Raw genomic sequence first — 12,426 nt, forward strand, 5'->3', positions numbered from 1 at the left:
ATTTTGATAAAGTTTTTTCTCTCCTGCTTCGGTATGCAGAGAAAAAACTTTATCTTTGTTTACAAGATATACGATAATACCGGCAAAAAGCCTGAAAATAAATGGGAATGCGGAGACTGAATATAGTTATATATCGTTTACGGAAAAGAATCAATAGTTTCTTTAAAACGAGTCTTAGTAAAGAGTTATTTATCTTTCTGGGATTTGTTGTACTTTCTTTTTTCTTTTGGCTGCTTCAGGCCATGAATGAAGATGTGGAAGATACATTCAAGATTCCTGTTGAGGTTACTAATCTTCCCGATAAAGTAATGCTTATAAATGATCCTCCAGCATATATCAACGCGAGGTTGAGAGACAAAGGGCCTATCATCATAGGATATTCGGTTAATCGCATATCTCCCGTTAAGATCGATTTTTCGACCGTATCGGGAAAAGACGGCAAAGTATCGGTCACATCTTCCCAATTGACCGATTATATACGTAAAGAGATAAGAAATACGACACAACTCATTGCTTTTTCTCCAGACTCGCTGCAGATATATTATACGACAAATCCGGGTAAAAAAATACCGTTGGTTATTGACGGGGATGTTTCTACTTCTCCACAGTGCGTGATGAGCGGACAGATTCGCTCAAGTACCGATTCGGTTATGGTTTATGCACCTTCGCACATATTGAGACATCTGAAAAAAGTTTCTACCGTTCATTTTTCAGCCCAGCAGTTAAGCGATACCTTAAAAACTCAAGTGAATATATTACATATTCCGGGTGCTAAGATCGTGCCGGATAAAGTTTCATTAATGATACCTGTGGAAGAGTTGACTTCAAAAAGTCTTACACTTCCTGTTATTCCTCAGGGGCTTCCTGAAATGTGGAAAATTATGACTTTTCCCTCGTCCGTAAAACTCACTTGTATGGTTCCGGTCAGTATGTTTTCCTCGTTGAGCGAACGGGATTTTCTGATTGGTGTCAATTATAAGAAAGCCAGAAATACAACCGATAAAAAATTACCGGTTGAAATTTTAAAATATCCTTCATTTGTTCGCACTATCGAGTTGATTCCCGATAGCGTTGAATTTGTTTTGGAAGAAAATTTATAAAAAATGAGATCCATTGGTATCACCGGAGGTATAGGAAGCGGAAAGTCTGTTGTATCTTCATTGCTTAGGGTGATGGGATATCCGGTGTATGATTGTGATGAAGAGGCCCGGAAAGTCATGCATTATCCTTCGGTTAAAGCTTCTCTTGTAGATACTTTCGGAACGGCTGTTTTTAAGAATGGAATGCTTGACCGGAAAGAAATGGCCAATCGTGTTTTTGGAAATAAAGAACAGTTGTTACGTTTGAATGCTATCGTTCATCCTGCCGTCAGGACCGACTTTTTTGAGTGGATGCGTAAACAAAATACTTCATTGGTATTTATAGAATCCGCTATTTTGTACGAATCGGGTCTCCATATGGAAGTGGATGAAGTTTGGTTTGTTACTGCTCCGCAGGAGCTAAGGATAGATAGGGTAATGTCCCGTAGTGGTTTGTCTCGGGAAGAAGTTCTCAGGCGTATCGATTCTCAGATGAAAGAGGCTGAAAAAGGAGAAAAGGCAAATGTAACCATAATTAATGACGGGGAAAAAGCACTTATTCCGCAGTTAGAAGCACTCATATCCCGATATTAAGTTTATTTTAGTGAACTCATTTTATATATTTCATACAGAGTATTACTTTTGTACACAATTTTAAATTTAAAACGAATATATTATGTTGAAATTGATTTTATCCATTTCCGGTAAGCCGGGCTTATATAAACTTGTTTCCCAGGCTAAAAATATGTTGGTAGTAGAATCTTTACAAACAGGAAAACGGCAGCCCGCATATGCCCATGAGAAAATTATCTCTTTAGGAGATATTGCTATTTTTACCGATAGCGGAGAAGTAGCATTAGGTGAAGTAATGGAAAAAATTAAGGAAAAAGAAAACGGCGGAAAAGTGTCGGTGGATCTTAAATCGGATAACAATATCCTGAAAGAATATTTTTCTGGGATTTTGCCTGATTTTGACAGGGAAAGAGTATATCCGACCGACATTAAAAAATTAATGTCGTGGTATAATTTATTGATAGAAAAAGGATATACCGATTTCGTAAAGAAAGAAGAAGTAGCAAAAGAGACGGAAAAAGAGGCTGTAGAGCCTGTCAAAGAAGAATCTGCACCAGTAAAAAAAACGGTGAAAACAACAAAGCCTAAAACAAAAAAAACGAAAGAAGAATAGAATTATCTATTTATACAATGATAGAATAAGGAGGATTGGAAACTAAGATTTTCAATCCTTTTTTGTGGAAAGGATGGAAAGATTTCCGGAGGTATCATATTTTCATGAGAAAGATTATAATTCTTTGATAACTTTACAGGGATTCCCGACTGCAATACAATTTGCCGGAATCGACCGGGTAACGACACTGCCCGCACTTATGGTACTTCCGTCACCGATTATGACTCCGGGCAATATGATAGAGCCTCCTCCTATCCAGACATTTTTTCCAATAAGTACAGATGAACTTTGTGATTTCCAGAAAGTACTTTTTCCCGATAATCGTTCCGCTGGATTTATCGGATGAAAAACAGTATAAATATGTACACCGGGTCCGATACCCGAATAATCTCCGATCGTTATATTGTTGCAATCCAGAAATACACAATTCGTATTTATTTCTACATTATTTCCTATGTATATGTTTTCTCCGTAATCAACGAAAAATGGTGCGGATATCCATATATTTTCACCTTTAGAACCTAGTAATTCATCTAATAGGTTAGAGAGTGTTTTGGTATCTGTCGATAATGTATTGTTGTATTCTTTTTGTAATCGTTTTGCTTTATGCCATCTGTTTAGTAATTCTGTATCGCCACCATTATATACTTCTCCTGCCAGCATTTTTTCTTTTTCTGTTTTCATAATAAGTTTTTTTCAGTTTTCGGTGAATATCGTTTAATGGGCATTATAGGAAATATTCTGTGATACTTCAACACGATATTCCACGGATTTTAAATGATCTTGGAAAGTATATCTGAATCTACACAAAAATAAAAATATCCTTTAATTTCTAATCAGTATTTTCAGTAGATTATTTTTTATATTCATGTAATCATTTTGCTTTTTTTGCGACTAATATGGTAAAATGAATCAGTTTATTATGAACACACAAGAATTGGAAATGCAGTTTGTTGCTTTCGTGACAGAATATAAGCATGTTATTTATAAGGTATGCTACATTTATGCTACGGACAACGAAAACCTTAATGATCTTTATCAGGAGGTAGTGATAAATCTTTGGAAATCTTTTCTCCGTTTTCGGGGCGAGTGTAAATCTTCTACTTGGGTTTATCGCATTGCTTTGAATACCTGTGTCTCTTTTTTCAGAAAGTCTGCCTCAAGGCCTCCTATAGTTCCTATTTCGGTAAACCTGGAGGTTGCTGATGCAGATGAAGAGAATAAAACTTCTCTACTTCAGGAACTTTACCGGATGATCAACTGCCTGAGTACATTGGAACGTGCGTTGATTTTGCTTTGGCTGGAAGAAAAGAGCTATCAGGAAATTGCAGCGATATTGGGTATATCCAGAAATAATGTGGCTGTAAAACTCAACAGGATAAAAGAAAAATTGAAAAAAATGTCTAACGATTAAAAAACATTTGTCATATGGATTTGGAAGAAATGAAAACGGGATGGAACGTTTTAAATGAGCGTTTGATCCAAAATGAAATATTGAATCAGAAAATTATAAAAAAAATGATTATGATGCGTACGCAATCGGCATACGAAAAAGTATATAATTCCGAATTACGGGGATTGTGCCTGGTGCTGGCTATCGGCATCGTTTTACTCCCACTCATCAAGTTTGTGGGAGATGTCCAGATGAAATGTATATCATTCATTTTGCTGGAAACGATTATGTGCTTTGCCGTCATTTATCAGGCTTTTATGGTTTATTATTTGTCCAGATTTAGTTTGGATACGCTCAAAATGCAAGACCTTGAACGTTTATTTTTAAAGTATAAGCGATGTTATTGGTATGGTAAAATATATGGTCCTATTGTGAGTATTGGCGGCATTGCCGGATTCATGTTTCTGGAAAAAACGCAGGTGAATGTTTATTCGCTTATGATGATCGTATTTACGTTTATTTTGGGAGTGATATTTACTATTGTGCAAGAACGCAGACATAATCAAAATATGAAGTCTGTTGAATATGGATTAGAGGAACTTAGGGAGTTTGAAAAAGATGCAAGCTAAACAAAAGCTTAATGTTTTCAAGATGGATTTTTTTCTGTAAACGTAATATAAATGGTGAGATTGTAATTTTAACTATTTGATAATTAATTTGTTCTGTTATTCAGGATGAAATCAGCCATGCGAAAATATTTTATTTCATGTTAGATAATGAATATAATCTTTCACTTTTGAACTTATTACTAAATAAATGAAAGGAATTTACCCGGTAGGAAATACCGGGTAAATTAGTTATTTTTCTGCATGTAAAAGATGTTTTGTTAAAAATTTGCGTACGGGTTCGTCATATAACTTTAAACACAGGTAAGCCAATATTATACACCCGATAACAAGAGCTACAGCCCCCGGTAAGGATTGTACGAATGTGAGATTATCATTTTTTACCCAGGCATAATATAAATATATAAAAGGATAGTGTACCATATACAGCGGGTAAGAAATATCTCCCAGGAATTTACATATTCGGGTGGTAGTTTTGTCTGTCGTTTTTCCAGATGCTCCGAGATAAACAAGTAAAGGAAAGGCTATCGCGAAGCATACCGTATCGTATAATCCATTCATCCAGAAATGTTCACTGCCGCCGATTCGGGGTACAGCCAATAAAATAACTACAGACAGACTACATATCCAAAAAGCCCCTTTTATTTTAATCGGTTTGAATATGCGGAATAGCAGTAATCCGGCTGAGAATGAAAATAATAAGCGTAAAGATCCGCCGATTATATTCTCGCCTGTCAGTGAAAATCCTGCGCATATATCGCCGTACGGTCCCCATATAGCAAATACGGCTAAACCGCAACCGGCAAGTAAAACTAAAAGAGAGAGAGCTTTTGTCGGGAGTTTATGGATAAAGAATGCATATAAAATATTACCGATATATTCATAAAATAAAGACCAGCTCGGACCATTCAGAGGGAACATTTCCGTAACTCCCCGAATTTCGAAACCGGGGGTTGACGGGATGAGGAATGCATTCATTAGGGTAGCTATAAGTAACATAGCTACAGATATTTTCGATACGTCCCAGACAGAACAGCCCTGAAAGTAAAACATAATAGCTCCGATAATGGCTCCCATTATTACCATGGGATGTAAGCGGATGAATCTGCGCCTGATAAAGTTTTTTATTGTCATTGTTTTCCAGCGGTCGTCGTATGCATAGCCTATGACGAATCCCGACAAGATAAAGAAAAAATCTACAGCCAGATACCCGTGGTTGATATGCTGGTCTATATGACTGGTTGCATAGGCTTCAAATATATGAAAGAATACAACCATTAATGCCGCTACTCCTCGTAATCCGTCAAGTATGTTGTAATGCGGTTTTGTGTCTGTAAATGCTGCTGCTGAAATTTTTGACATCTGTTTATTTGATAAATCGTTTTGTTATTGTGAATGAATTCATAAATCGTACCACTATATAGCTTATCAGGAAAGATATACAAGCCATACCTATTATACGTATGATGACGGGAACTGTGGGAATATATCCGAAAATGTCATAAGAAATTTGTACGAATATGAAGTGGCACAGATATATGCCGAAAGTCATGGAAGCCAGATTTGATAAATTTTGTGAAGAAGGTATGTTCAGTTTTTGTATAATAACGAAAACCGAGAATGTCATCATAAATACGTTGATACCGGCGAAATACCATACGATTTCCAGATTTGCGTAATTTCCCGGAAAATATTCCTGGGTCAGAATATATCCGAGAGAAGTGATTAAATAACCCGTCAGGAACAAAGGTATGGTAATAGATAATGTTTTTTTCCAGTTCCAGTTTAACGGATATTTTACCAGATAATAAGCCAACACCAGGTAACCGATGAATCCTGATACGTAATAGAACGTGCCGTAGTCATTCCAGTCGCATATACCGAATAATCCCATATTTCCGAAATTTCCGGTGTATCCTAATACCGGGGCTGCCATTTTTATATACGGAAGTATAAGGGAAATCCCCCATATGATAAGAAATAATTTTATGTCCTGGCGCGGAGCTTGTTTAAGCCATGCACTCAGGATGGGCATAATGAGGTATAGCCCCACCAGCATATAAAGATACCACAAAGGGGTGGTGTCATAATTGAAATTGAATATAAATGTGTATATTTTATTTAGAGTAGCTGGCAGGGTGAAGTTTTCCATTGAAATAGAAGGACTTTGCGTCGTGCCGATATAATTCAGGTAAATATAATACAGGACAGGTAAAGTTACCGACCAGAAAATAAGGGGAATAACTATACGTACAATACGTTTTTTGTAAAATGTTTTCATATCCGTAAGTACAGGCAATAATAATACTCCTGTCATCATGACGAATAAAGGAACGCAAGCCCTTACTAGACTTCCTGAAAATGTTCCGGTAAGAAATGAATTTCTGTCATTATCGAATTGCGCTACAAAAGGGTCGCAACAGTGGGAAAAGACGACTAAAAAACAGGCAATAACGCGTAATAAGTCTATCCAGCCGATGTTTTCTCTTTTTAAAGAGCCAATAGCAATGTTGTGAGATGGTTGTGTCATGGTATTATAAAATAAGCATAGCTAAAAAAGATGGAAAAGTTCCTATCTAAATAATTTCAGTGAATGAATTAATTTCGCAAATATATAGGAAAAAATTAATAATTGGAGTAATCTCTTGATTTTAGAGAGAGTTTATGTTTTTTAATTCTAAATATATACCGGCTTTTAACATGAATCAAAATAATGATTACCTAAGTATTTCCAAAAAAGAATTTATGAATATATTAATATAAATATATTTGTTCCGAATCTGCTACGTCTGGTTAGGCTTTATTTCAATTCCTTTTTTGAGGTCGGCATAACTTATTATTTTTTGTTCCGGTTGTAAAGCGATGAAATTTGTTTATTGTTATCATCTGTTTTAACGACTGCATTTATTATGAATGGCTGGAAAAAGAAACTTATTGTTATATGGACGGAAAAGCTGTTCTCTATATTGAGCAGTGCCGTTACGCAATTTGCTATCGTATTATGGATCAGTTTGAAAACAGGCTCGGCTGAAATTCTTTCTTTCGGCCGATAGCAACTTTATTGCCTCAAATATTATTAGGACCGTTTACCGCTTTGCTCCAGACACAGGTAGAACCTTCTTTCCTGGGACGCGTATTTTCCTTATTCGGCAGCATAAGCCTTCTTTCCTTCGGTTATAGGTTTGTTTATAATAGGAATTATTGGCGATTCGGTAGGAATTCCCGAGGTATTTATCGCATGTGGTTCGGCTATAGGGGTGATAGGAATATCGGCACTTTTCATACCTTCCGCCTGGAAACCGGAGAAAAAGAAATGATTGTGTATTATAAGTAGTGCCGGGTGTGATTCGAATTTGGCGGCATTCGTTCAGATGACGGAAGGAAGACCACTGTACCTATCTAAAGCACTTCTTAAAGCAAAAATTGCTTCTAAGCATTCTTTGGAAAAATACAGTGGTCGTTTGTCACATCTTTTCGGTCTGGCTTATGGGAGGCGCATATTTGAAATTCAGAAAACCTATACAAGTTAAGCAATACCCGAAAGGATTGTTTTCAGGAATATTCAGGAAATTATGGAACATATCCTTTTCTCCTTCCTGTTCCAGCCCTCTGATAGTAAGTTCGTGATCCAAGGACTTGTTCAGCCACATATGAGCTTCAGCCCGGGCTATATCGTCGTTGATAATAGAATCGTATAACTGTACATATTCTGCTGCAAAGCCTCCGATGAATTTTCCTTTGTTTTTTGCCCATACTATGCCTATTCCGGTCGCAATCGCTTTATGTTCAGTATAGTTGGCCCCATGTCCGGCTATGATTGCCTCGAGGACTGCTCCGTGGTGGAATTGTTCGGTAAGTTCGGGATGGTAGGGTAAATAAGGAAATTTTCTGTTTACCGTGTCAGTTATGGTCACCAGGTTTCCCCGGAGTTCGGGAGGAAGAACAGAAGTATATGGAATTACGTTGAAGTTCTCAATGGAAGCTTCCAGTAAAGCCAGGTCATAAGCGAAAGTTTCGTACGGCTGAGGTGGTATACCATCGTTTAATACTCCTTTTCCCCCGGTAATAAATCCGAAAACAGGATAACGGGTTCCTCTGTATTCATTTGTCATGATAATTTGTAATAAGTATCCTTTATAATATATCCCTGAACTATAATTTAAAAAAGAACAATATTATCCGGTATTTTGCTTATCGGTTAAACATAAAGAATGGTAAAGAATATAGAGAAGAATAAAGAATTTTCCTGTTTTATTGTTATATTTGGAACACAATCATCTATGCGTAAAATTATGAAGCGGTTTCGTAATGGAAATTTATATATTATTCTTTCGCTTTTAGTGCTCATTACGAGTAGTTGTTCTTCTTCCCGCCGTTTACAGAATAAAGAATATGAAATTTTATCGCAGAAAATAGGAGTTCGTCTCGATGCACACGATGATATTCGTTTGTATCGCGAATGTGCCTCGTGGCTGGGCAGCCCTTATAAATACGGAGGTAATACGCCTCGTGGAACAGATTGTTCGGGAATGGTCAGCCATATCTATAACAAGATATACAACATAAAATTACATCGTTCCTCCGAAGGAATTATGAAAATGAATTGCCGTAAAATCTCCCGTTCCAGATTACGGGAAGGGGATCTCGTTTTTTTCAAAACAAAATCTAAAAATAATAAGATAAATCATGTAGGTATCTATTTGAAAGACGGATTTTTCATACATGCGTCTACTTCCAAAGGTGTGATAATAAGTAATCTGGATGATAATTATTATAGACGTACCTGGGTATGTGGAGGAAAGGTAAAAGGAAGGTGATTATTTTTCTTTTATTTTTTCTATCCACATTCCCTGTAACCGTATGTCATAATACGGTATTCCCGCTTTTTTGCATAATTCTCCCCATCTATAGGCCTGTGAGGGATATATATCCGGGGACAATATAATGATTCCCGGTGTATAAAGGCGAAGAATATCCGGCAGCTTCCCTTTAAAATTTTTATTTATGACTACATAATCGACCGGTATTTTATTTGTCGTGGCGTAGGATCTTTGGGAATTATCTGCAATTACTATTCGTTTTCCATAGTATCCGATGAAAGGCGGATGATAATAAATGTTTGCGTCCGACATCGGGCTGTTTATGGAATGGCAGCTTTCCAGTCTATGTCTCATGAGATATTCTTTACATAACTCGTAATTTTTTTCCGGATTTATAATACTGTCGGTTGATAAGATATAGCATTTTGCAGGGCTGGACAGGCGGATGTAAGTAGCTTCCCGGGTATCATATATAGCTATATCGGGATATTCTTGTTTTTTGTAAGCCTCGTGAGCATCCCATATAAAGAAAAAAACAGCAAAGAGCATGACTGTGATCAGGTAACGTATCTGTCGTGTTCTTAATGCCAGCCATATAAAAAGGAAAAAAATAAAATAGAGAAAAAGATAACGCTCTTCGAGCCATACCCCCTGTATATTACCATAGGGTATTTGTCCTATGTAATGAATAAAGTTCAATATGAACTCTACGGATATATTTAAAATATGCACCAACCAGCTTGCATGGAATCCCGAAATTACAGATAAAAGAACAAGTATTCCGGCTCCTATTATTACGGGAAGAACAGGTAATATCAGCAAATTGGTGAATAGGAATAATAATGGTATTTGATGAAAATAAAATACAGATATGGGCAGTGTTCCTACTTGTGCTGCGGAAGAGACAGCAACCATTTTCCCTGTGTATCGTATAATTCCGTTAGTATTTTCACACCAGCGGGTAAGATAAGGGTATAATAATAAAATAGAAAGTACGGCACTAAAACTTAATTGAAAACTGATGTTGAATAACCATGAGGGGCGGTAGAGAAGCATGAAGAATGCAGAAGCCAGAAGTGCGTTAATACTACAGTTCCGTCGTCCCAGGACAGGGGCTGTGAGTACAAAGGTGGTCATAATACAAGCTCGTATTACCGACGGTGATAAGCCGGTAAAAAAAGCATAAAACCAAAGTATGATGATGGTAGCGATAGTTTGTATTCTGCGCATACCAAAGAAACTCAAGGGCCATAAAAGTAAATAAATAAGATAGGCGATGATGCCTGTGTGAAGTCCGCTGACCGCTAAAACATGTGACAACCCGGCGGCGGAGAAATCCGCTCGGGTAGATGCTTGCAGGCTACCTGTATATCCCAGAATAAGAGCTTCCAGTAAAGAGAGTACAGGTTTTGACAATCCGCTTTTCCGGAGAGCTTCTATAGCCCTGTCTCTCATTATTTGAGACGAATATGTAAGAGAAGACGGAGTAACATATCCCATACGTTTCCAATCTCCGGTTTTTAGGTACTGCGAATATAAGATGCCGTTTCTTTTCATATAACGTGCATAATCGAAACTGTATTGGTTGCTGTTGTTCCGGATGATAGAAAGCTGTTGTCTGAATATAATTATATTACCTTCGATCAATGACTCGGATTCAATATCGTTCCGGAATATCAATGATATTTTTTCATTTTGCGGAACCATTTTTCCGTTACTGTCGCAAAGTGCCGTGACAGTTGCATTTACTTTTAATGATTTTCCGGATACTTTGACAGGTGTATCCAGACGGGCAATGGCAGTTGGATATAAAGCTGTATTCCAAACTTTCTTTTGAGGAGTATTTGCAAGAGTAATTAATATGCCTATCGTAGCGATGAGTAAGAAAGAAGCTATTCCGAATAAGGATTTTTGCCGGTATTGTGAAATTGCCGATGCATGTTTTATGCTGAATGCCCATAATATAATCCCCGCCATACCTGTAAAAAGATATGTCTGTACCTCAGGAAAGAATTCCTGAATACATATTCCGGTTATCAAAGGTATCAGTAGCCGCAGGAACGGAGTACGAGATACCAAAGGTATGTCCTGCATAGTTTAATTGTTCTAACGGCAAAAATAAGAACAAGAATTGGAATAAAGAAATAGAATCTAAACCATGAAAAGAAATAATAAAGAATGCACGAACCGGGAAAGATACTTATGCTATATATGAAAATGAAAAATCAAGCGTTTGTATATAGCATCTTAAATGAATAAATATATAAACAGATTATTCCGAAATGCCGGCAAAATAAGTGTTTTTGTTTATAAATATAAAATTACCAGCAAGCTCATAATAGCTATACATATCCATAAAATGATTCCTTGTACCATAGGTTTGATTCCCACTTGCTTGATTACTGTTTGAGATAAACCGGCTCCAATAAGAAATAATGTGACCGTTAGTCCTTTCTTTGCTATCCATACTATGGAACTGCTTATCGATTCAGGAATGTTCAGATAAGTATTTGCTACCATAGCCAGCACGAAAAAGAAGATGAACCAAGGTATTGAGATTTTACCCGACTTTTCTTTGAACAGGAATGTCGTGATGATAGCCATAGGGATGATCCATAATGCCCGGGTCAGTTTGACCAGAGTGGCTATTTCAAGGGCTTTGCTGCCGTAGGCCGCTCCGGCCCCTACAACCGAGCTGGTATCATGTATGGCGATAGCGGCCCACATTCCGAATTGCTCCTGGGTCATTTCCAGCCAATGGCCTATCGGTGGGAATATGAACAAAGCTATTGCGTTAAGAATGAATACAGTACCCAATGCTACAGACATTTGGTTACTATCAGCTTTAAGTACTGGAGCTACGGCCGCGATAGCACTGCCACCGCAAATGGCCGTTCCCGATGAGATAAGATATGATGTCTTTTTGTTTACTTGCAGTTTCCGTCCTATAAGAAACCCCAGGATCATAACCATAGCTACGGAAATGATGGTGAACATCATACCTTCTTTTCCCGCTTTGAGAGATTCGTGTAAGTTCATTCCGAATCCTAATCCTACGACAGATATCTGTAATAGATATTTAGAACATTTTTTGCTGAATTTAGGAAAGGGCTGACCGGCTGTGAGAGCGAAAGCAAGACCGGCAAATAATGCTACGGCCGGGGATACACCGGGAATTAAAGTCAGCAATAATAAGATAATAAAGATGATACGATTGTTTTTTTGCAGGAACGTCAAAAGAGGTTTCATTTTTTCTTATTTTTATTTTCGGATGCAAAAGTAACAAGAGATAATAATATATCCTTATCAATAATAGATATGT

General features: G+C 37.2%; 13 protein-coding genes and 1 pseudogene. 7 read left to right on the forward strand and 7 right to left on the reverse strand.

The window, feature by feature from the left end:
* Nucleotides 1-101: 101 nt before the first annotated feature.
* From OCV73_RS03345 to OCV73_RS03355, 3 genes are all read left to right on the forward strand, one after another.
* Nucleotides 102-1,100, forward strand: coding sequence for a YbbR-like domain-containing protein (locus OCV73_RS03345; protein WP_262512859.1), 999 nt, complete (start codon nt 102-104; stop codon nt 1,098-1,100).
* Between the two features lie 3 nt (nt 1,101-1,103).
* A complete protein-coding gene (coaE, locus tag OCV73_RS03350) occupies nt 1,104-1,673 on the forward strand; it encodes a dephospho-CoA kinase (RefSeq protein ID WP_147549030.1) in 570 nt (189 codons plus the stop codon).
* A gap of 82 nt (nt 1,674-1,755) precedes the next feature.
* Nucleotides 1,756-2,265 (forward strand): DUF5606 family protein, encoded by a 510-nt coding sequence (locus tag OCV73_RS03355; protein ID WP_167551198.1) that lies wholly within the window; start codon nt 1,756-1,758, stop codon nt 2,263-2,265.
* 114 nt (nt 2,266-2,379) lie between these two features.
* Here the strand turns inward: OCV73_RS03355 and OCV73_RS03360 are convergent, their stop codons facing one another.
* On the reverse strand, nt 2,380-2,949 hold the full coding sequence (locus OCV73_RS03360; RefSeq protein WP_147549032.1) for a sugar O-acetyltransferase: 570 nt from the start codon (nt 2,947-2,949) through the stop codon (nt 2,380-2,382).
* 238 nt (nt 2,950-3,187) lie between these two features.
* On the opposite strand from OCV73_RS03360, the gene OCV73_RS03365 reads away from it, so the two are divergent.
* Together OCV73_RS03365 and OCV73_RS03370 are read left to right on the forward strand one after the other, a co-directional pair.
* Nucleotides 3,188-3,679: an RNA polymerase sigma factor gene (locus OCV73_RS03365; RefSeq protein ID WP_147549034.1), complete on the forward strand. Its 492-nt coding sequence runs from the start codon at nt 3,188-3,190 to the stop codon at nt 3,677-3,679.
* Nucleotides 3,680-3,693: 14 nt separating this feature from the next.
* Entirely contained in the window at nt 3,694-4,287 is a 594-nt protein-coding gene (locus OCV73_RS03370; RefSeq protein ID WP_147549036.1) for a hypothetical protein, read from the forward strand.
* Between the two features lie 228 nt (nt 4,288-4,515).
* Here the strand turns inward: OCV73_RS03370 and OCV73_RS03375 are convergent, their stop codons facing one another.
* Both OCV73_RS03375 and OCV73_RS03380 read right to left on the reverse strand, forming a co-directional pair.
* Nucleotides 4,516-5,646, reverse strand: coding sequence for an acyltransferase family protein (locus OCV73_RS03375; protein WP_147549038.1), 1,131 nt, complete (start codon nt 5,644-5,646; stop codon nt 4,516-4,518).
* Between the two features lie 4 nt (nt 5,647-5,650).
* Nucleotides 5,651-6,814, reverse strand: coding sequence for an acyltransferase (locus OCV73_RS03380; RefSeq protein WP_394802942.1), 1,164 nt, complete (start codon nt 6,812-6,814; stop codon nt 5,651-5,653).
* 379 nt (nt 6,815-7,193) lie between these two features.
* Here OCV73_RS03380 and OCV73_RS03385 point away from each other — a divergent pair.
* Nucleotides 7,194-7,381 (forward strand): annotated as a pseudogene (locus tag OCV73_RS03385) (MFS transporter); the annotation flags it as partial.
* 45 nt (nt 7,382-7,426) lie between these two features.
* Here the strand turns inward: OCV73_RS03385 and OCV73_RS03390 are convergent.
* On the reverse strand, nt 7,427-7,567 hold the full coding sequence (locus tag OCV73_RS03390; RefSeq protein ID WP_167551193.1) for a hypothetical protein: 141 nt from the start codon (nt 7,565-7,567) through the stop codon (nt 7,427-7,429).
* A gap of 181 nt (nt 7,568-7,748) precedes the next feature.
* Nucleotides 7,749-8,396, reverse strand: a complete 648-nt coding sequence (locus tag OCV73_RS03395; protein ID WP_147549040.1) for a pyruvoyl-dependent arginine decarboxylase — start codon at nt 8,394-8,396, stop codon at nt 7,749-7,751.
* A 99-nt stretch (nt 8,397-8,495) separates the two neighbouring features.
* On the opposite strand from OCV73_RS03395, the gene OCV73_RS03400 reads away from it, so the two are divergent.
* Nucleotides 8,496-9,101 (forward strand): C40 family peptidase, encoded by a 606-nt coding sequence (locus OCV73_RS03400; protein WP_317244119.1) that lies wholly within the window; start codon nt 8,496-8,498, stop codon nt 9,099-9,101.
* Here the strand turns inward: OCV73_RS03400 and OCV73_RS03405 are convergent, their stop codons facing one another.
* Both OCV73_RS03405 and OCV73_RS03410 read right to left on the reverse strand, forming a co-directional pair.
* A complete protein-coding gene (locus tag OCV73_RS03405) occupies nt 9,102-11,198 on the reverse strand; it encodes a ComEC/Rec2 family competence protein (protein ID WP_147549042.1) in 2,097 nt (698 codons plus the stop codon). It lies immediately after the preceding gene.
* A 213-nt stretch (nt 11,199-11,411) separates the two neighbouring features.
* Nucleotides 11,412-12,353 carry a YeiH family protein gene (locus tag OCV73_RS03410; RefSeq protein ID WP_147549044.1) on the reverse strand — a complete coding sequence of 314 codons (942 nt, stop codon included), beginning with the start codon at nt 12,351-12,353 and terminating at the stop codon, nt 11,412-11,414.
* Between the last annotated feature and the right edge of the window lie 73 nt (nt 12,354-12,426).

The sequence above is a fragment of the Barnesiella propionica genome (assembly GCF_025567045.1).
GTDB classification, from domain to species: Bacteria; Bacteroidota; Bacteroidia; order Bacteroidales; family Barnesiellaceae; genus Barnesiella_B; species Barnesiella_B propionica.